16 protein-coding genes are annotated in these 19,715 nt (G+C 59.6%); 10 read left to right on the top strand and 6 right to left on the bottom strand.

The features are described from left to right. The first annotated feature begins 67 nt into the window (after positions 1 to 67). The 6 genes from guaB to KF814_17140 all read left to right on the top strand — a co-directional run bounded on the left by guaB (position 68) and on the right by KF814_17140 (position 7,348). Positions 68 to 1,534 carry an IMP dehydrogenase gene (gene guaB, locus KF814_17165; GenBank protein MBX3237876.1) on the top strand — a complete coding sequence of 489 codons (1,467 nt, stop codon included), beginning with the start codon at positions 68 to 70 and terminating at the stop codon, positions 1,532 to 1,534. A 92-nt stretch (positions 1,535 to 1,626) separates the two neighbouring features. Further along, complete coding sequence (gene guaA, locus KF814_17160; GenBank protein MBX3237875.1) at positions 1,627 to 3,183, top strand: glutamine-hydrolyzing GMP synthase; 1,557 nt, start codon at positions 1,627 to 1,629, stop codon at positions 3,181 to 3,183. A 96-nt stretch (positions 3,184 to 3,279) separates the two neighbouring features. Then, on the top strand, positions 3,280 to 4,179 hold the full coding sequence (locus KF814_17155) for an rRNA pseudouridine synthase (protein MBX3237874.1): 900 nt from the start codon (positions 3,280 to 3,282) through the stop codon (positions 4,177 to 4,179). Then, complete coding sequence (aspS, locus tag KF814_17150; protein ID MBX3237873.1) at positions 4,176 to 5,939, top strand: aspartate--tRNA ligase; 1,764 nt, start codon at positions 4,176 to 4,178, stop codon at positions 5,937 to 5,939. Before KF814_17155 ends, aspS begins: the two co-directional genes overlap by 4 nt. A gap of 249 nt (positions 5,940 to 6,188) precedes the next feature. Next, positions 6,189 to 6,572, top strand: a complete 384-nt coding sequence (locus KF814_17145; GenBank protein ID MBX3237872.1) for a hypothetical protein — start codon at positions 6,189 to 6,191, stop codon at positions 6,570 to 6,572. Next, the gene (locus tag KF814_17140) at positions 6,569 to 7,348 is read left to right on the top strand and encodes an ATP-binding cassette domain-containing protein (protein MBX3237871.1); all 780 of its coding nucleotides are present in this window, start codon (positions 6,569 to 6,571) and stop codon (positions 7,346 to 7,348) included. The genes KF814_17145 and KF814_17140 overlap by 4 nt, the downstream gene beginning before the upstream one ends. A 15-nt stretch (positions 7,349 to 7,363) precedes the next feature. Here KF814_17140 and KF814_17135 read toward each other — a convergent pair whose 3' ends face one another. Continuing rightward, positions 7,364 to 8,383 (bottom strand): trypsin-like peptidase domain-containing protein, encoded by a 1,020-nt coding sequence (locus KF814_17135; protein MBX3237870.1) that lies wholly within the window; start codon positions 8,381 to 8,383, stop codon positions 7,364 to 7,366. Between the two features lie 136 nt (positions 8,384 to 8,519). Between KF814_17135 and KF814_17130 the strand changes: the two genes are divergently transcribed. Further along, positions 8,520 to 9,086: a Slp family lipoprotein gene (locus tag KF814_17130; protein ID MBX3237869.1), complete on the top strand. Its 567-nt coding sequence runs from the start codon at positions 8,520 to 8,522 to the stop codon at positions 9,084 to 9,086. Between the two features lie 59 nt (positions 9,087 to 9,145). Here KF814_17130 and KF814_17125 read toward each other — a convergent pair whose 3' ends face one another. Further along, entirely contained in the window at positions 9,146 to 9,586 is a 441-nt protein-coding gene (locus tag KF814_17125; GenBank protein MBX3237868.1) for a hypothetical protein, read from the bottom strand. A gap of 72 nt (positions 9,587 to 9,658) precedes the next feature. Next, complete coding sequence (locus KF814_17120) at positions 9,659 to 10,519, bottom strand: zinc metallopeptidase (GenBank protein ID MBX3237867.1); 861 nt, start codon at positions 10,517 to 10,519, stop codon at positions 9,659 to 9,661. 338 nt (positions 10,520 to 10,857) lie between these two features. On the opposite strand from KF814_17120, the gene KF814_17115 reads away from it, so the two are divergent. Together KF814_17115 and KF814_17110 are read left to right on the top strand one after the other, a co-directional pair. Continuing rightward, complete coding sequence (locus tag KF814_17115; protein MBX3237866.1) at positions 10,858 to 11,349, top strand: hypothetical protein; 492 nt, start codon at positions 10,858 to 10,860, stop codon at positions 11,347 to 11,349. Between the two features lie 75 nt (positions 11,350 to 11,424). Beyond that, on the top strand, positions 11,425 to 12,060 hold the full coding sequence (locus tag KF814_17110; protein ID MBX3237865.1) for a pseudouridine synthase: 636 nt from the start codon (positions 11,425 to 11,427) through the stop codon (positions 12,058 to 12,060). Positions 12,061 to 12,075: 15 nt separating this feature from the next. Here KF814_17110 and KF814_17105 read toward each other — a convergent pair whose 3' ends face one another. Continuing rightward, positions 12,076 to 12,996 (bottom strand): alpha/beta hydrolase, encoded by a 921-nt coding sequence (locus tag KF814_17105; protein MBX3237864.1) that lies wholly within the window; start codon positions 12,994 to 12,996, stop codon positions 12,076 to 12,078. A gap of 468 nt (positions 12,997 to 13,464) precedes the next feature. Beyond that, a complete protein-coding gene (locus KF814_17100) occupies positions 13,465 to 17,082 on the bottom strand; it encodes a PAS domain S-box protein (GenBank protein ID MBX3237863.1) in 3,618 nt (1,205 codons plus the stop codon). Between the two features lie 610 nt (positions 17,083 to 17,692). On the opposite strand from KF814_17100, the gene KF814_17095 reads away from it, so the two are divergent. After that, entirely contained in the window at positions 17,693 to 18,247 is a 555-nt protein-coding gene (locus KF814_17095; protein MBX3237862.1) for a hypothetical protein, read from the top strand. Positions 18,248 to 18,311: 64 nt separating this feature from the next. On the opposite strand, the gene KF814_17090 is transcribed toward KF814_17095, so the two are convergent. After that, positions 18,312 to 19,361 carry a molybdopterin-dependent oxidoreductase gene (locus KF814_17090; GenBank protein MBX3237861.1) on the bottom strand — a complete coding sequence of 350 codons (1,050 nt, stop codon included), beginning with the start codon at positions 19,359 to 19,361 and terminating at the stop codon, positions 18,312 to 18,314. Positions 19,362 to 19,715: the final 354 nt, after the last annotated feature.

The raw sequence follows: 19,715 nt of genomic DNA, 5'->3' as shown, positions 1-19,715 counted from the left end.
CTATAAGAACGAAGCTGGCGGGCATATCACCATCGCGCATGGTGGGCTCGGGAAGGGTGAGCGGCTAATGTTGGATAAGGAGATTCGGGTTGGGTTGACGTACGACGACGTCGTCCTCGTGCCGGCCAAATCGCAGGTAATACCCAGCGAAGTCGACACCCGTACCGTCGTCACCCGAAACATTCAAGTCAACATTCCCATCGTCAGCGCCGCGATGGATACCGTCACTGAGGCCAGGCTTGCTATTGCAATGGCTCAAGAAGGTGGGATCGGGATCATTCACCGGGTCTTGTCTCCCGTGGACCAGGCCGCGGAAGTCGATCGGGTCAAGAAATCCGAAAGCGGGATGATTCTCGATCCCGTCACGATTTCCCCGGATCAGACGATCCGCGACGCCCACAGCCTCATGGCGAAGTACCGCATCTCCGGTATTCCCGTCACCAAGAATCGCAAGCTCGTAGGCATCCTGACCAACCGAGACCTGCGCTTCGAGACTCGCATGGACTTGAAGGTCTCTCAAGTCATGAAGCGTGACAAGCTCATCACGGCGCCGGAAGGTACTAGTTTGGAGAAGGCTCGAGAGATTCTCCATGAACATCGGATTGAGAAGCTGCCGGTCGTGAACAAGCAGTTCGAGTTGAAGGGGTTGATCACGATCAAGGACATCGAAAAACGCATCAAATATCCGAATGCCTGCAAAGATACGCATGGGCGTCTGCGTGTCGGGGCCGCCCTCGGCGTTGGCCCGGAGACCGAAGAGCGGGTGAATCTGCTCGTCAAGGCCGGAGTGGACCTTGTCGTCGTCGATACCGCCCACGGACATTCGCAGGCGGTGTTGGACACGGTCAAAATGGTCAAGAAGCTGCACTCCAAACTGGAAGTCGTCGCCGGCAACATTGCGACGGCTGAAGCAGCCAAGGACTTGATGAAGGCTGGAGTCGATGCGGTGAAGGTCGGCGTTGGGCCCGGTTCCATCTGCACGACCCGTATCGTATCCGGCGCCGGCATGCCGCAGCTGACGGCCATTGCCGATTGCGCGAAGGCTCTGTCCGGGACCGGAATTCCCGTTATTGCCGATGGCGGGATCAAATATTCAGGCGATATCAGTAAGGCGCTTGCAGCCGGGGCCTCGGCGGTCATGCTCGGCAGCCTGTTGGCCGGCACCGAGGAATCGCCTGGAGAAACCGTGCTGTATCAGGCCAGAACTTATAAGGTCTACCGCGGTATGGGGTCCATCGGAGCGATGGAGAGAGGCGGCGGCGATCGCTACGGCCAGGGAGGCCGCCCGGTGCAGAAGCTCGTTCCAGAAGGCATCGAAGGCCGCGTGCCTTACAAGGGACCGGTGGCGGCGGTGGTCTATCAACTGGTCGGCGGCGTAAAGTCCGGCATGGGTTACTGCGGTTGCAAGACAATCGCGGACATGCAGAAAAGCGCTCGATTCATCCGACAGACGGTCGCCGGTCTGCGGGAAGGCCACGTGCACGACGTCATCATTACCAAGGAAGCACCCAATTACCGTATGGATTGGGAATAGCCCCGCGTGAACCGTTCCTCGTGAAGCGTATCTCGCAATTCAGATTCCCTCACTAGCCGAACGACGACTCACGCTTCACGAGATACGACTACATGGAACTCTGGCACGATAGAATCCTCGTTCTCGATTTCGGATCTCAGTATACGCAGCTGATCGCCCGACGCATCCGCGAGGCGCAAGTCTACTCTCAGATCCTGCCTTGCACGGCCTCCCTCGCCACGATCTTGGCCTATCGCCCACGAGGCATCGTCCTTTCCGGCGGGCCAGCCAGCGTCTACGACAAGAAATCCCCACAGGTCCCCAAAGAGTTGTTCGATCAGGGAATCCCCATTCTCGGCATCTGCTATGGCATGCAGCTTGTGACCCATCTCTCGGGTGGTGAAGTCGTCAAAGCGCCCCACCGCGAATATGGCCGGGCTGAATTGCGAATCGACGACGGGTCGGATCTCTTCAAGGGTATCGGACAGGCTGGGTCGACTACCGTCTGGATGTCCCACGGTGATCGAATCGAGCGCATGCCTCCGGGCTTCCGCTCGATTGCGCACACCGACAATTCCCCCGTCGCGGCGATGAAGCGGGACGACCAGAAGCGGCGGATCTACTGTCTGCAATTTCACCCGGAAGTGGCGCATACGTCTGAAGGCACTCAAATCCTGCGCAATTTCGTCTACGATATCTGCGCCTGCAAGGCCTCGTGGACCATGCGGTCCTATGTCGAGTCGGCCGTCGAACAGATTCGTGAACAGGTCGGCAAAAACCGAGTGATTTGTGCGCTGAGCGGTGGAGTCGACTCGTCGGTTGCGGCTGTCCTCACCCACAAGGCCATCGGCGATCAGCTGACCTGTGTCTTCGTCGACAACGGCCTCCTCCGTACCGGTGAAGGTGAACAGGTGCAGAAGACCTTCGCCGCGCATTTCAAGATGGATCTCCACTTCTTGGATCGGACCACGCAGTTTCTCGCGGCCTTGAAGAACGTGACCGATCCCGAACGAAAACGGAAGACGATCGGCAAGCTCTTCATCCGAAACTTTGAAGCGGAATCGAAGCGGCTCAAGGGCATCAAATTCTTGGTCCAGGGGACGCTCTATCCGGACGTGATTGAAAGCGTCAGCTTCAAAGGGCCCTCCGCGACCATCAAAACGCACCACAACGTGGGCGGCTTGCCGGCCAGGATGAAGCTCAAACTTATCGAGCCCCTTAGAGAACTGTTCAAGGATGAAGTCCGCGTGTTGGGAAAAGAACTCGGGATGCCGGACGAAGTGGTGTGGCGGCAGCCGTTCCCCGGTCCTGGATTAGCCATCCGCGTTTTGGGTTCCGTCACCAAAGAGCGGTTACAGATTCTCCGTGCCGCCGAAGTGATCGTCGACCAAGAGATTCGCGGCGCCGGGCTCTATCGGGAGATCTGGCAATTCTTTGCGGTGCTGCTGCCGATTCGCACGGTGGGTGTGATGGGGGACCAGCGGACCTATGATCACGTCATCGCCATTCGCGCGGTCACCAGCTTGGACGGGATGACTGCGGACTGGGCAAAGATTCCCTACGACGTCCTAGGCCGAATGTCCAACCGCATCATCAATGAGGTCATGGGCGTCAATCGCGTCGTCTACGACATCAGTTCCAAACCGCCCAGCACGATCGAGTGGGAATAGCACTGGCCTGAAGCATCGTTCGTGAAGCGTGGAGCGCCGAACGGACCGTTCCTCTCGGCACTCGAGTCACGAGATACGCGTGATAGAAGGACATTTGTGGAAGTGAGGTTGCAAAAATTGATCGCAGGCACCGGCCTTTCGTCTCGGCGTAAGGCCGAGGAGATGATCACGGCCGGGCGCGTCACGGTCAACGGCATCGTGGTGACCGAGCTCGGTACCAAAGTGGATCCGGAGCGAGACCACGTGAAGGTGGACGGGAAGCATCTGCGTGCCGCCCAGCCGTTTGTGTATCTCATGCTCAACAAGCCAAAGCACGTGATGTCCACTTTGGACGATCCGGAGGGGCGCCCTACGGTGAAGGACTTCCTGCATGGAGTCACCGTTCGGGTATTTCCTGTCGGGCGATTGGATTTCGATAGCGAAGGGCTCATGTTGCTCACGAACAATGGTGACTTAGCGCAGGCGCTCCTTCATCCGAAATACCACGTCGCAAAGACCTACCTGATCAAGGTCAAGGGCGTGTTGAACGACGAGGATATTGATGCGTTGGAGCGGGGTGTGAAGCTGGAAGACGGCGTGACGGCTCCGGCGAAAGTAGTGAAGGTGAGCAAGGCCGAGAGCAATTCCTGGCTGGAAGTCACGATCCATGAAGGCCGCAAGCACCAAGTCAAGCGGATGATGGAAGCCGTGGGGCATCCGGTGATCAAGCTGACCCGCGTACGGATGGGACCGCTGGTCTTGGGTGATTTGCCTTCCGGTACCTATCGGTTTCTCACTGATCGGGAGGCCAATCGGCTGCGCGAGCATGTCGAGGATCGCATGGTCCGTGAGGCCGGGCAAGAACCGGCGCCGAAGCCGAAACCTACCACCTGGGCAAAGCCGAAAGCGCGGCCGACCCGGCAATCGAAATTGGAGCGGGCTGGACGAAAACCGGAGCGCGGGTCCGGCCGGCCTAGGCGGAATACGAGCGGACGAGGGATGCGGAGATCAGCATGAAGGTACGAACCCATCGGTGCGGAGAGTTGCGGAAGGCGCAGGTCGGGCAGCAGGTCACGTTGAATGGTTGGGTGCAGCGGCGTCGTGACCACGGGACCGTCATGTTCATCGACTTGCGCGACCGGACCGGCATCACGCAGGTGGTGTTCAACTCCGAACGCAATGCCACGGTACATCAGGCGGCCCATGCCCTTCGCAGCGAGTGCGTCGTGTCGGTCACCGGGCAAGTGATGGCGAGGCCGGACGAATCCAAGAATCCCAACCTCGCGACGGGTGAGATCGAAGTCTTCGTCGATGCCGTGGACATACTGAACGAAGCCAAGACCCCTCCGTTTATGATCGAGGATGATGCCGATATCACGGAGTCCCTTCGCTTGAAGTATCGGTATTTGGATCTTCGCCGTCCGAGGATGCAGAAACTGTTGGGCATGCGTCACGGGATTATGCAGGCAGTGCGGGGGTTTTTGAACAACGAAGGATTTCTCGAGGTCGAAACCCCCATCTTGACGAAGAGCACGCCTGAGGGCGCCCGCGATTACTTGGTCCCGAGCCGTGTCAACCCCGGAACCTTCTTTGCGCTTCCGCAATCACCGCAGCTGTTCAAGCAGGTGCTGATGGTCAGCGGCGTGGACCGCTATTACCAGATCGCCCGCTGTTTCCGCGACGAAGACCTCCGCAACGACCGGCAGCCGGAGTTCACCCAGATCGATTTGGAGATGTCGTTCGTCGATCGCGATCAAGTCATGGCGCTCATGGAGCGGATGATCGTCTCCGTCTTCAAGGACGCCGGCGGGGTGCAGTTGCCGACGCCGTTCCCCAGGATGACCTATGCAGAGGCAATGGGGCGGTACGGATCGGACAAGCCCGATCTGCGATTCGGGATGCCGTTGCACGATGTGACAGGGTTCGCTGCAGGGAGCGAATTCAAGGTATTCAAGGATGCCGCCACGAAAGGCGGCATCGTCAAGGCCCTGATCGTAGCCGGTGGTGGGTCGATTGCGAGGAGCCGCATCGACGCACTGGGGGAAACGGCCAAGAGTTTCGGCGCCAAGGGACTTGCTTGGCTGAAAATCACGGCCGAGGGCCAGTTGGAGTCAGTGATCGCCAAGTTTCTTGATGCCAAGGCCTTCGCCGCGGCGCTGCCGGACGCCAAGCCTGGGGATCTGGTCCTGTTCGGAGCCGACAAGCCTTCGATCGTGCATGACGTCCTGGGCCGTATCCGGCTCTTGCTCGGCGAGGAATTGAACCTCATTGATAAGCAGGCCTGGAAGCCGCTGTGGGTGACGGAGTTTCCTCTCTTGGATTACTCGCCGGAAGAGAAGCGCTACGTGTTCATGCACAATCCATTCGCGGCTCCCATGGACGAGGACCTGTCCCATCTCGAGGGAGAGCCTCTCAAGGCTAGGGCAAAGGCCTATGACATGGTCTTGAACGGCAGCGAGATCGGTGGCGGCAGCATTCGTAACCACCGCAGCGACGTGCAGTTCAAGATTCTCGACCTGCTCGGGATCACCAAGGACCAGGCTGAGGCAAAGTTCGGTTTCCTCTTGGAGGCGCTGGAATACGGCGCACCGCCGCATGGAGGGATTGCCTTCGGTCTCGACCGTTTGATCATGTTACTGGGTGGGGCCGATTCGATCCGTGACGTCATTGCATTCCCCAAGACGCAACGGGCGCAATGTCCGCTCACGGAAGCGCCTTCGAGCGTCAGCCCCGACCAACTCAAGGAATTGCGGATCAAGCTCGATTTGGTTGAGTAGCCACCTGACCGGGGCGGACTCTTCTCCTTCCCGGTCGATGGTTACGGCACTGTTTTCTCGATGCAACGGCCTGTGAGGCGTCGTTGGATCGGTTCGCGTGTTGGTTCCCTTCGCCTCCCTTCCCCTATCGAACCGTATAGCCCTCTCCCCTAATTCTCTCAGGGGCGGGGTGACCACGTTCCCTTCGGCCTACCCGTCGAACCTGTCCAGGTGTAAGATGGAAGCGTCCAACCTGGCTTGGGGCTGTCGATGAACCGCTTCCTGTCGGTGCTGGGAGTAGGATTGGTCCTGATGGTGGACGGGTGTGCGTTCTTTATCCCAAAAGAATCTGTCTATCTCCGCGTAGCAGCCGGAAAGGCAACGCAGGAGGATGTGCAGTCGCAATTGGGAAAGCCGCGTTCCGTGACCGTTTTGTCAGACGGGGAAGCGCAATGGTTGTATGAGGTGAGAGATCTCGAACCGATGAGCCAAAGTTCCTGGTCGACGTTGGGCTCCTGGTGCGACGAGTACCGATTGACGTTCGACGGTACCGGAGTGCTGCGGGAGTGGTCGCATGCGTCATACCTACATGCGGGAGAACTGATGCCCGCCACTTGTAACGGCGCCGTTGCCGTGCAAAAGCCTGCCCTGTGAGGATCCTCGATGTTCAACATGCCACCGTCTATCGCGGCGATCGCGAGGTCTTGACCGACTTTTCGCTCAGTATCGATGAAGGTGTGCATACGGCCATTCTTGGTCCCAACGGGGCAGGAAAATCCACATTGCTGAAACTGCTCTCGATGGAGTTGCATCCGACACCACGGGAGGAGACCGTGGTGCGGCTGTTCGGCGAGCAACGGTGGAACGTCTGGGATTTGCGCAAGCGCCTCGGTCTGGTATCCCACGATCTTCAGCACCGCTACCTCGACGGAGCCCGCGGCATTAACGTGATCCTCTCGGGGTATTTCGCCAGTGTCGATACATACCAGCATCAAGAATTCGGATATGGGCAACTCGTGCGTGGAATGGAAGTGATGGAGGAACTGGAGATCGGCCATCTGCAGGACCGCGCGTTCGGCGAAATGTCCACGGGCGAGCAGCGTCGATTCCTGCTCGGCAGGGCGCTTGTGCATGATCCGGAGGTGTTGGTGCTTGACGAGCCCACCAGCGGGCTCGACCTCCATGCCTGTTTCCATTATCTCTCGACGATTCGCCGGCTCATGTCGAAGGGGAAAACGATCTTGTTGGTCACCCACCATATCCATGAGATTCCGCCCGAGATGAGTCGTGTCGTATTGCTGAAGCGTGGAGCCGTGAGGGCGGACGGAGCGAAGGAGCAAATCCTGACTGCGGAAAGACTGACGGCACTGTTCGATACCCCGGTGCATCTGGCCCAAGCGAATGGCTGGTACCAGACGCTGCCGGGGTGATACAGGTGTGGATGGTTATCCCCCGCCGAGGGTGACTGTAAACGTTAAGTCCGTGTCGAGACGTCGTACTTTCACGCGGACTTGCTGGCCAGGGCTGGTTCTCTCGATCAAGTAGTTCTTCAAGTGTGCGGCGTCGTCGATGTCGGTATCGTCCACGGCGATGATGACGTCGTGCTTTTGCAGGCCTGCCGACTTAGCCGGTTCTCCCACGTCTTTCACCGCCATCCGCCACCTGGTTCCGTCACGCACAGCCATCATCTGAACGCCCATCTTTGAAAACGTCAGCGGTTTGCCTTCGAGGGCAGCGGTCACGATCCGTTCAGCCAGAATGCCGGGAATGGCAAATGCCATGCGGCTGCAGCGGGCCGTCGAATCGTCCCGTTCGGTTTGGATGATCGCGTGCATAATCCCGACCACCTCGCCCTTTTCATTGAAGAGCCCGCCGCCCGAGTTGCCGCTGCAGGCGGCCACGTCGGCTTGAATCAATCGGCCGTCCACTGTCTGCAAGAAGGTGCTGGTGTTGCCCAAGTGGCCGAACGACATCGTGGGTCCCCAGCCCATCGGGTAGCCGACGGTGAAGACTTCCTGTCCAGGAAGCGGGTCTGCACTCGAGAAGGGCACGGCGGCCTGTACCTTTCCGCGATGCTGCTGGACGATACGGTAGACGACGACATCCATGAAGGCGCTGTCTCCAACCAGTTCAGCCGGCAGCTCGTGCAGATCCGCCGTGAGGATGCGGATTTGCTTGGGAATGAAGGTGCCGGTGGCGGCTTCCTGCTTTTCGGCGGCATGCCGCGCGGTCACGATATAGCCGTCGCGGACATGGAATCCCGTGCCGCGCACGAGCAATTTCCCGGGCTTGTCGGGTGTGCGCTGGTCCTGCGTATCTTCCAGCACGCCGATGGTCGCGCGCTTGGCCCGCTCGAGTGTCGCCGGGTCCACGGCGTCGGCGGCAGGGGCCGAAAAAAGCGAAGCGAGGAGCCCACAAAGCAGTAGTGCCGCACAGACTGTTCGTCTCACAGAGGAAGCGATCATGCTCTCATGTTCCTTTCGTCGGGGACCGGCCTCGCGCGAGTATAATCCATGCTCGGCGTGCATGGGAATGCATCGTGGGCGAGAATTTCACGATCGTGAGATAGCGTCGAGCGAAGGCGTCGTTTATACTGACTCCATGAACATCACCAAACGTCTCTTCTCAGCTTGCTGTCTTCTGTCCTTTCTCGGCGGAGCCGGCTGCGCCGCGCCGGTGATTCCAGCATCGCTGGAACCGCACATCGATCGGTCGATTGCGTTTGGGCAGGTACTGGAAAGTCCCGACACCTATCGTGGCCGGATGGTTGTCTGGGCCGGCGAGGTTCTGAGAGCCAAGGCGCTCCAAAGCGGAACTGAACTGGAAGTCCTTCAGCTCCCGGCGACCGATGAGGAGGCGCCCGTGCTCCAACGCACTGAGTCAAAAGGGCGGTTTCTGGCGATCCACAACGCGTTCCTTGATCCTGCCACCCTCAAAGACGGGGCACGGGTAACCATCGTGGGAGAAGTGACCGGTGCGACCATGGGGAAACTCGATGAGGCCGACTACCGGTACCCCACGGTCGAAGTGAAACACCTGCATCGCTGGGAAGACCGGAGCGCCGCCGAGTTGCGAGGCCCGAGTCCCTATTGGGGCGTGTTCGGCGGAGTCGGGGTGGGCGGAGGAACCCGTGGCGGCGGCGGGATCAGTATCGGCACAGGATTTTGACCAAGACCGTCAGCCCTCGTTCATGCAGCGGCTCTCGTCAGGCAGACCGCCTTGCCGGATCATTTCTTTCGGAAACCCAGAAAGACTCCCCCTGCACCTGCGCCGGCGGAGGGGAGGTAGCCGGTCAATAGGTCTTTCAACCCCTCTGCTCCACGTCGTAGGGCGGCTGCGTTGTCTGTGACTTGCCGTTCCAGCGCCGCCCAGTCGGTGGTCCACCAGCCGGCATTCTTCAACAAGGCAATCGCGGCAATCGCCAAGGCTCCCAGTACGACCATCAACTTCACGAATCGCCGGAGTGCCCAACCGATAAAGAAGCCGGCGATGTAGCTGCCGCCGAAACGGGCGATGGCCGGTGATGCAAGATCGGTCATCCACCCGGCCAGGCCGGCGACGGTCGCCAAGCCTGCTGCCACGACGGTCTTGGCCTTCCACGGTGGGTCGGGCGCAATGGCGTGGGCTTCTGCCATGGCGGTTGAGTTGAACGAATCAAGCAAACCCATATGCGCCTCCAAAAGGGAAGTGGGAGAACGGTCTTCAAACAGCGCAAGGCTAAATTGGAAGCCCAACCGGGATCATCCGGCTGAAAACGTATCGCAGGCAGCGGGATCACCGGATCGGAGGCCGCGTCGGAGCCAACTCATCCGTTGTTCGGAGGACCCATGGGTCCAACTTTCCGGCTGCACGTAGCCCTGCCCCATCTTTTGGAGCCGGTCGTCTCCGATCGCCGCTGCAGCTCGCAGTCCTTCTTCGAAATCGCCGGGCTCGATCAGATTGCGATGGGATTGGGCATGGTATCCCCACACACCGGCCAGGCAATCAGCCTGCAACTCCATTCGCACGGAGAGCCCGTTGCCTTCAGCCCGCGATGCACGATGCTGCTGCCGTGAGACCTGGTCGGCGACTCCTAACAGGGTTTGCACATGATGGCCGATTTCGTGTGCAATCACGTATGCCTGGGCAAAATCGCCTGGGGCGCCCAGCCGTTTGGCCATGTCATCAAAAAAGGACAGGTCGAGGTAGACTTTGCGATCGTTGGGGCAATAGAAGGGACCGACGGCGGCTGAGGCCGTGCCGCAGGCGGATCGGACTGCGCCGGTAAAGAGGACCAACTGAGGTTCCTCGTAGGTCTGGCCGAGCTTTGGAAGCAGCGCGCGCCAGGTGTCTTCTGTGTCGGCCAACACCACCGACGCAAACTTCCCGAGTGTGTCGCTGGGTGCGCCGGTGCGGCCGGCCTGGTCAGAGACGGGAGGCGCCGTGATCTCTTGCACACCGTTGAGCAGATTCAGAATCGTCAGGGGATTGGTCCCGGTGAGAAAGCTGACGGCTAGGACAAGTACCAGCCCACCAATGCCGATCCCGACGCCGGGCCGGCCGACAGCGATGCCGCGGCGATCTTCGATGTTGTCGCTTTCGCGTTGACCTTCCCAGCGCATGGCGAGCCTCCACATTGACTGTCGCACCACGGTCCGGAGTCGTCGGGTGCAGTCCGATGGAATCACATCGGGCCGGTCGGTGCAAGTCTGATTAGGCGCAGCCGACGCTTCGCTCCAGGGAGGGCCTGTTCCAGGTCGAGCCGCTCTGTTCAATGTTGTGCGCCACGAAATACGAGTGACTTTCTGCCTGGACAACCCTGCGCTCGCTTCGCTAGACTTCACGTATGGTGATTTGCTCACATGACCATCGCTGGTCGCGCTCAATCCGCTTTGCGGGTGCGGCCGCGCTTCTGTGGCTGGTTGGTTGCCAATCTGCGGGCATGCCGCCGAGCCAAAATTTGAAACCCACACTGGCGGCCCCGGAATGTCCCAAAATCGGTGGAGTTTATGAGCTGTATGGAGAAGCGTTGCCGGGGACGGTCGATTTTTATCGAAACCGCAATGCCAAGCTGACGCTCAACGCTATGCTGGGATTGTCGCCGAAGGCGGAATTGGTGCAGGGCGCCGAACGCGTCGAGGTGCTGCACGACGACACGCTCGAATTGATCAATCGGCACGAGGGCACCATTGCGTCACACCAGTTGGATCTGCAACCGGAAGACCGGGTGGTGTGCCAGCCGAATCACATCGTGATCCAACGCATGCGTGTGCAAGGCGATCAGGTGCCGGAGCCGGTTCGCGTCATCTCTACGACCGAACAAGAGCTCACCGTGGAGGGGGACGGTAGCCTGCTAGTCCGAACCAGAATTACTTCTCAGGGAAAGTCCAACTTCTTTCCCACCTCCGTTCCGCCGGAAGAGTATGCCGCGCGTTTCAAGCGGCTGTTCTGACCAGCCTCCGCTCGTTACCCCTGTCGTGATCGCGCATTTCAACGAAGGATTTCCCCGTCTGTTGGTTGTGTGCTGATGCGCACTAGTCCTGCTGCGCTTCCCAGGACCCTCGCGTTGAACAAGCCCTATAACGTGTTGTGCTGTTTTACCGATCCCGAGGGGAGGCCAACATTGGCCGACTACGTCCAGGTGCCGAGCGTCTATGCCGCTGGTCGGTTGGATCGCGACAGCGAAGGGCTGCTTCTTCTAACCTCCGACGGACGATTGGCCCACCAGATCACGGACCCGCAACACAAGTTGCCGAAAACCTATTGGGTGCAAGTTGAGCGTATACCCGACGAGGGCGCGCTGGCAGCGCTTCGTGAGGGGGTCCTGTTGGGCGGGACGAAGACTAGACCGGCCGAGGTGCGGATGCTGGAGTCTGAGCCGGAACTGCCGCCACGGCCCGTGCCGATTCGGTTTCGCAAAACCGTTCCGACGTGCTGGATTGAGATTACCCTGCGCGAGGGAATGAACCGGCAGGTCCGCCGCATGACGGCCGCCGTGGGGCATCCAGCGCTCCGGCTCGTGCGCGTGGCCATCGGGCCGGTCGTGCTGGGAAAGTTGTCGCCGGGCGAGTGGCGAGACCTAAGCGAGGTGGAACTCCGCCGTCTCGGGGCGGAGTTCGCGTCGACTGTATCGAGACGGCCGCGACGGTTGCCCGGTGGGTAACCCGCTCCGCATGGATCAGCGCGGGAGGCTCGTCAGAAACGCGCCAAGGACCGACTGAAACTGTTCCGGGTTTTCGGCCATCATGAAGTGGCCCGTATCGAACTCGACGAGTTGTGACCCCGCAATTTGGCTCTGAATGCCCTTGGCGATCGCCGGCGTCGCGACGTCATCCTTCGCGCCGACCATGATCAAGGTCGGTGCGGTGATCGCGGTCAGCCGGCCGTGGAGATCGAATCGGGACATCGAGGTGAGGGCTTCACGCAGCACGTCCCCGTTCCAGGTGGAGATACGGTCCAGTAGGGGCTGATATAGGCGAGGGTTCGTGCCCGCAGGGAAGCTCTCTACGATGATATGTTTTGAGACCTCCCGGTAGTCGCGGTCTATGCCGATGGTGGGGAGGTCTTTGTCGAGGATCATCGCGCCATCGGTCGTGGAGACCAACACCAGCGCTCGCACGCGATCCGGATGGGTCAGCGCGAGCCGCTGCAGAATCATCCCGCCCATCGAGACCCCCACCCATACGGGCTTGCGAATGTCCAAGTGATCCGCCAGGGCAATGAGATCGGCCACGAACTGATCGATGTTGGAGCCGCTCGGGGTCTTCTCGGACTCGCCGTAGCCGCGCAAGTCTACCGCGATGCCACGATAGGCCGGCGAGTAGGCCGCCACATGCTTCGGAAAGATGTTGCTGGTCGTTACCACACCATGCACATAGATCACCGGGTCCCCGTTACCGGCTTCGAGGATACTTAATTGCACCCCAGGCAAGTTGACCGTTCGCCTCGTCGGCTGAGTCGGCGTGCTGACCGGCTGGCTGATACGGGCACGAGCCATCCCGGCCTGACGGTCCGTGGGGGGAGTCGTAGGAGCAGTTGGAGTCGTGCAACCGGCCAACATTAAGACTAGGGCCAGTGCGATGAGGGAAATCCGTGGCATGGTGTCCTCCTGCATGAAACGTGGCACGCAGTTCAGCGGGAAACGGGGAGAAATCAAACGACAGCATGACCTTGGGGAAGGAGTGCCGTCAAGTTCGACGGACGAACGGCCGAGATCGTGGAAGGGGGTGTCCCGAAAGTGGGTCGCCCGGCTTACCCCTACGCCGGATCAAAGAAATGTATCGACAATCGGGGGCGACGTGCGAGAATAAATCAGGTGCTGCTTCCGAACCGCGGGAAATGGAGGGCTGTTATGGAACAAAAACAGATCCGTCCGGTCCGTCACGTTCATGCAGATCCCAGGCGAGACGAGGAGGCCAATGAGCTGTGGCCGCAGTCGGCTCGTGAGTTTCTCAAACCGCCGTCGGTGGGGAATCGGCGGAAAGGTTTCACGTTTCAATCTGGCGAGAAGCGGTCAGCAGGGGAACCGTAGCTTCGAGAATGGAGCGGTGCGGGCTGACCCGACGAATTAGCCCACCGGGTCCTTTTCGGAGCCAAATGCCGCGGCTGCTTCCTCTGGTCGGCGGTCCAGCACTTCCCGCACCTTCCTACACAGCTCGGTGGGACTGAAGGGTTTCTGCAGGAACGCAAACGACGCATGCGCCAAATCCGGCAGAGGGGTCTTGTCTCCAGAATAGCCCGACATGAGTAGGATTCTGAGGTCGGGTCGCGTCGATGCCACACGCTGAAACAACTCTACCCCGCCCATCTTCGGCATAATCGTGTCCGAGAGGAGCAGGTCGATGCGGGAGGGGGACTTCTCGAGAAATTCAATCGCCTCCAGGCCGTTGCCTACCTCGAAGACCGAATAGCCCTGCGTAATCAGCGTTTCTCGCGCCAGCTCCCGCACCGTCTCGTCGTCTTCCACCAATAGAATGGCCTCGGTGCCGCGTGTTAACGGGAGGGTTGCGACCGGGGTCGGTTTGGCGGTGGAACCGGTTTTGGCCTTCGGGAAATACAGTCGGAACGAAGATCCTAGGCCTTCCTCGGTGAGCACCTCGATGGCGCCTCCGCATTGCGTGACCGCCCCGTGCACCATGGCCAGGCCAAGCCCTGTGCCCTTTCCAGGGTCCTTCGTCGTGAAGAAAGGTTCGAAAATCTGACCGCGCAGGTCCTCAGGTATCCCGATCCCCGTATCTTGCAGCGTGAGCCTGACGTAGTCGCCCGGTTGGAGAATGCCTGAATCGACCGCGCGCGGTTCCTTGACGATCTCATTGATGGCTTCGATGGTGAGACGACCTCCGTGGGGCATCGCGTCACGCGCATTGACGGCCAGGTTCACGATCGCCTGTTCGAGTTGTCCGGGGTCGGCCAATATCAGCGACAGGCTCTGATTCAGAGATGTCTGCAACTCCACGTCCTCACCGATCAGCCGTTTCAGCATCTTGGTCAAGTCGGTGACCAGTGTGGCCACGTTCAGCAGACGGGGTTGGATGACTTGTTTCCGGCTAAAGGTCAGGAGTTGCCTGGTCAGCGTCATCGCCCGCTCACCCGCTCGTTGGATTTCCACGATCTGCCGGTGCCGTGGATCGGCGGGGGTGGATTGCTGCAGGATCAAACCGCAATAGCCCAGGACCACGGTGAGCATGTTGTTGAAGTCGTGGGCGATGCCGCCCGCCAGGCGGCCGATCGCCTCGAGTTTTTGCGCCTGCCGAAACTGGTCCTCCAGTTGTCGTCGCTGCTGAGATTGAATGTGCAACGAGACGCTCTTGGACACCTCGCTGGCGAAACTGACATGCTCCGGAGCCCAGGTGCGAACCGGCCCGATATGCTCGCAGCACAGAACGCCGATGACCCGGCCGTCGAGGCGAATCGGGGCATCGAGTATGGAGGTGATGCCCTGCGGAATGAGGTAACTGTCTAGGAACTCTGCCGTGCGCGGGTCCGACCGCGCATCCGTTGCCGCAAGCACCGAGCTTTCCTCCAAGGCGGTGAAAAAGGTCGGTGTCGCCCGGACATCCAGGGTGGCGCCTCGCTGGTGTGTGCGGGTCGGAAGGTGGAAGAGGTCCTCACAGACCAGCGTGTTTCGGTCAGTGCCACACAGCCATATGCCTACCCGCTGCACATCCAGAGTTTCGCCGACCAGGGAGGTGATCCGGCGCAGCACGGAAGGCAGTCCTGAGGCCGCCGGTCTGGCCTGTTCCTTGGCGAGTGTGAGGAGTGCCTGCTGGTATCGGATGGTGCGGTCAGCCGAACTGCGCAGCGCCTGCTCGGCGCGCTCCCGATCGCTTACTTCCTTCTGCAGCGTATGGTAGGCTGCCGTCAGCTCCGCCGTGCGCATGGCCACGCGCTGTTCGAGCTCGGCGTGTGTCCGGCGCAGTTCTTCCTCGGCCAGCTTTCGCTCGGTGATGTTTCGTTTGATGCCGACGTAGCAGATGGGCTGTCCTTCCTCGTCGAAAACCGCGAAACAGTTTAGGTCGATGGGGATTTTGGTGCCGTCTTTTGCGGTGCTGAGCGCCTCGCCACGGAATCGACCGGTGCCGGTCAGCGATTCCATGATCGTGGAAAACTGCACTCCACCCAAATGAATGGCCGGGCTTTTGCCCGCGATCTCCTCGTTTGAGTAGCCCAGGAGGCGGCGATTTGCAGCGTTCTGTTCGATGTAATGACCGGAGAGATCGAAGATGACAATGGCATCGGTCGATTTCGAAATGATCTCCCGATAGAGGGCCAGGCGCTCGCGCGCCTCACGTTGTTCGGTGATATCCTCCGAGATGCCGAGTAGGTAGCGTGCGGTCCCGGTCGAATCGAGCAACGGAATCTTCTTGGTATGGAGGTACCGGGTCCCTTTTTCCTTGGTTTGGATCGGCTCGGCGGGGATATCGACCAAGTGCGCGTGCTTCAGCACCTCACGGTCTTTCTCTGTAAAAAAGTCGGCTTCGGCCTTCGGGAAAAAATCGTAGTCGGACTTGCCGAGCAGCTCCGATCGCGAGTAGCCGAGCAGCTCCTCGCCGGTTTTGTTGAACCGAACAAACCGCAGGTCTCGCGCGTCTTTTACGAAGACCATGTTCGGGAGATGCTCCAAAATGGAGTTCACGAGTTCTTGAGAGTCCCGCAACGCGTCCTCGGTTCGCTTCCGCTCGGTCACGTCTTGGGCGACGACAAAGAGGAGCAATCCGTCGTTGACCGAACGGATGGCTCTGGCATCAGCCTCAATCCAAATATCACTGCCGTTCGCTCGTCGCAGTCGAACCTGCCACCGATGGACGGGCCAGGGGGGCTGCGTGAGTGTGGGGAGGGCCTGCTCCACGGTGGGCCGGTCCTCGTCACGGATGAGGGAGAGGATGGGCTGTTGCTGCAGGGTATCCACGGAATAGCCGAGCTTGTCGACGACTAAGCGGTTGGCGCTCAGAATCCGACCGGATTCATCCAGCGTGAAGAACATCGAGGGGCCCGCCTCGTGCAGCATCCGAAGCTCTTCTTCGCTCTGGGCCAAGGTTTGTGAGAGATCCTGATTCTGAAAGCGCAGCGCCAGTCCCGTCTCAATCGCGTGGCTCATGTTGCGCGCCGCAATCGTTGTGGCCAGAAAGAACAGGACGACCATGCCTCCCATGAGGTCATGCAGTTCCTGGCCTCCCCAGACAAGCCGTCCGATCAGCGGGACCACGGTGAACCCCGCCGACAGCAGATAGGCGCTGAAGATGGGACTGAGGGCCGCGACAGCGCCTGCCGTCATGCCGGCCACGACGAATGTCAGGAACAGCTGATGGAAGAACGAGTCCGGAGGGTAGAGGATGAACGAAGCCGCACCCCAGCCGATGGCAGTGGCGGTAGAGCCAAGGATGTAGCGCTCTCGCCATGGAGTCGAGGTCTGGTCTGCAGCACCATGTTGAGCGTACGCGTACCAGAGGCCGATGCGGCCGGCGAGCACCAGCAGCATATAGGCCAGCCACAGCGCGGCGCCTCGATGGGAAACCACGTTCCACTGCGCCAGCGTCAGAAAGACGGCGTTGAGAAAAATTGCGATTGCGCCGATGCGAAAATTCCCAAAGAGTAGCTTGGTCTGTTCCAGCGCAATGAGGGAAGAGTTGGATGTCTGGGGCATCCCAGAAGGGAGGCGGCTGAGAATCCTGATCGCAGGGCTCATTCGTACCTTCCGACTCTGGGAGTGGTGATGCTCAGGGCCGGTGGATCGATACGGACCGGGATGGTAAATCTCACCATACTTCTAGGTCACTAAACTAGGGCCATTTGGGTCGCGAGTTGCAGATATTTGTCCCTCCGTATTTTAATTGGAGAATTTCATGCCTAGTGCTATGGCGGCGTGGATTCTGTGCATCAGCGGTTGCTGATCGGTTGGATACCCTAGGGTTGAATGGGCAAGTCAAGATCCGTACCGATGTGGGAAAACACGGAACGTGTGCAACTTCCTGGAGCACATCACTGACTCCGCCGGTTCGCTTCGGACCATCCGTTCTTCGGGTCTCCCGTGCTGGAGGCAAGCTCCGGCGGCCCGTCCAAGCATGACACAATGCAGAAGAGCATCGCGCCGATAGTTGAGCTTCAATCGATGTTGTTCCCATTGCCTGCGTTGGCTAGTCGAGTGGAGTGTGGGCGGCGCTGTTGTGTCAGGGTGAGTCATTTGCCGCTGGATGGGGCCGTGACGATATTTCTCCAATGAACTCTTTCGTGGAATGTGGCAGAGTAGGCCGCATTGCAGATATTGCAGTGCAGACCAGTGTCGGAGAGGAGCTTCGATGGTGTTGAAGAAAAGCCTGGCATGGGGGTTCTTTGTTGCGCTGTTCACCGTCTACGCCGGCGAGGTGCCGGTTTCGGCCGCTCCGGGCGTCAGCGGGGAGAGCGAAAGCTCTCCAAGCGCGGACCTCAGACAAATCAGGAGATTCGCTTCTGTGGAGGTTCAGACCCAAGGTACAGCGGAGCGGCTCGGCATCAAGCGTGGGGAGTTGACCGACCTGGCCCGCCTCGCGTTGCTCAATAGGATTCCAGGCGTAGGGATTGAGGGTTCCGGGATTCCATCGGCCGACGCAGGCGAGCGGCTGCACCAATTCGGATTCTTTGCATGCGAGGTGTGGACAGTGGGAGAGCAGTATATTGCCGCTTATCACGTGGACTGCACGGGCGGAGCGTATACGGCGCAGCGTCGTCAGAGCCCGCTGTGGAATCAAGCGATTTTGGGGTACGGTCCGAAAGAGGAAGTGTCGGATGCGGTGCTAAAGGGCCTGCGTGCCCTGGTGGAACATTTTGCTGCGACGGTAGCCAACGCCCGGGCGGAGGGGGCTGGCACTCACTGAGACCTGCCTGTCATCAAGCTCTGTGATCTCCAGCGCGGGAAGTCGAGCTGGATCCTCCTCGGTATTATCTCTTCTCTCCCCTCGGCTCCACGTTGTCGACATCCGCGATGATGGTGTGCAGGCCGCTCGCGCCTGCCGGCTGCGGACGCACGATATCGGCGATCTGCAGTTGCCCCGCCGTATCCCACGCTCGCACCGATACCTGGTACTTGCCGCGTTTTGTCGGCCGCCACCTGTAGCTCCAGATCACCCACGAAAAGGGCGACATGGGCGTTTCGATTTTGCAGGAGTCCCACGTTCTTGCGGCGTCTAGACTGATCTCCACTTTGCTGATGGAGTTGGGGCCGCCGAATGCGATGCCTCGGAAGGTTTGCTCCGGTCCACGCAGGGTTTGATAGTGGCCTGGCGAATCGATGCGTGAAAAAATCTTGATCGTGCCGTCGTCCGTCCAGCCTTTGCGTTGCCAATAGCCCTTGTAATCTCCGGCGTAGGCTTCGATTTCGATGATCCACTTTACGTTCTTGATGCCGTAGAGGCCGGGCACGATGAGCCGCAGGGGAAAGCCATGCTCCTTCGGGAGCTTTTCTCCGTTCATCAGGAACGCGAGCATGACGTTATCCTGCATCGCCCGCGCAAGCGGGATGCTGTCATCGTAGCCGTCGGCCCCACGAAAGACGATGTCCCGCGTCGTTTCTTCGTCCACCCCGGCCTCAAGAAGCAGCTTTTTGAGTGAAATGCCGCGCCAGCGCGCGTTGCCGAGACTGTCGCCGCCCGGCAGTGTGTCGATGCACATGAGGGTCGAGACTTGCTCGAAGGTGTCTCGATTAAGGACATCGCGCCAACCGAGCGTCAGCGGCTTCTTCACTTCACCTTTGACGCTGCATTTCCATTCGTCTTGGCGCAGGTCTCGTGAGACGCTGAATGGTGAATCGGAGTAGTTGACGACGTAAAATTTATTGCTCGGTGTGAAATAATTTGTATCGCGAGGCGGCATGGCAAACATGCGACCGAACACCGACCCTACTGCGTCGCAACCACCGGTGAGGCCCGCGGAAGCCGCAATTCCAGTGAGCTTCAAGAGGGTGCGCCGCTTCAATGAGAGCCACGAATTCATGCGATTACTCTGCGATAATAAAAAATTGAAAGCAAGGCTTGACTCCAGAAAACCAGATTGGTATAAAGATGCACGTTTGATCCAGCCTAGTGGCCGATGCGGTTGTTATCCCCGCGACGGATTCTCAGGAACCCAGATCAAAAAAAGTTACCGACCCACTTGACAGGGTCAAGCCGAGCATAGTAAATTGCGCGGCTCGCGTGACGAACGCGAACGGTTCTTTGACAACTGAATAGAGCGAGAAATGAGCAAGGTAAGGTGTATTGAAGAGGTGGCCCTCGGGTCCAATGTAAGTAGAACCTTTATGAGAGTTTGATCCTGGCTCAGAACGAACGCTGGCGGCGCGCCTAATAC

The sequence above is a fragment of the Nitrospiraceae bacterium genome, from assembly GCA_019637075.1.
Lineage (GTDB): Bacteria > Nitrospirota > Nitrospiria > Nitrospirales > Nitrospiraceae > JAHBWI01.
This window is presented reverse-complemented; position numbering and strand designations above follow the sequence as displayed.

Coding starts and splice junctions, on each gene's coding strand:
- KF814_17110 (MBX3237865.1), top strand. CDS start 11,425: ATGCGCACTAGTCCTGCTGCGCTTCCCAGGACCCTCGCGTTGAACAAG.
- guaB (MBX3237876.1), top strand. CDS start 68: ATGTTGGATAAGGAGATTCGGGTTGGGTTGACGTACGACGACGTCGTC.
- KF814_17090 (MBX3237861.1), bottom strand. CDS start 19,361: ATGAATTCGTGGCTCTCATTGAAGCGGCGCACCCTCTTGAAGCTCACT.
- KF814_17145 (MBX3237872.1), top strand. CDS start 6,189: ATGAACCGCTTCCTGTCGGTGCTGGGAGTAGGATTGGTCCTGATGGTG.
- KF814_17125 (MBX3237868.1), bottom strand. CDS start 9,586: ATGGGTTTGCTTGATTCGTTCAACTCAACCGCCATGGCAGAAGCCCAC.
- KF814_17135 (MBX3237870.1), bottom strand. CDS start 8,383: ATGATCGCTTCCTCTGTGAGACGAACAGTCTGTGCGGCACTACTGCTT.
- KF814_17100 (MBX3237863.1), bottom strand. CDS start 17,082: ATGAGCCCTGCGATCAGGATTCTCAGCCGCCTCCCTTCTGGGATGCCC.
- guaA (MBX3237875.1), top strand. CDS start 1,627: ATGGAACTCTGGCACGATAGAATCCTCGTTCTCGATTTCGGATCTCAG.
- KF814_17105 (MBX3237864.1), bottom strand. CDS start 12,996: ATGCCACGGATTTCCCTCATCGCACTGGCCCTAGTCTTAATGTTGGCC.
- aspS (MBX3237873.1), top strand. CDS start 4,176: ATGAAGGTACGAACCCATCGGTGCGGAGAGTTGCGGAAGGCGCAGGTC.
- KF814_17095 (MBX3237862.1), top strand. CDS start 17,693: ATGGTGTTGAAGAAAAGCCTGGCATGGGGGTTCTTTGTTGCGCTGTTC.
- KF814_17120 (MBX3237867.1), bottom strand. CDS start 10,519: ATGCGCTGGGAAGGTCAACGCGAAAGCGACAACATCGAAGATCGCCGC.
- KF814_17130 (MBX3237869.1), top strand. CDS start 8,520: ATGAACATCACCAAACGTCTCTTCTCAGCTTGCTGTCTTCTGTCCTTT.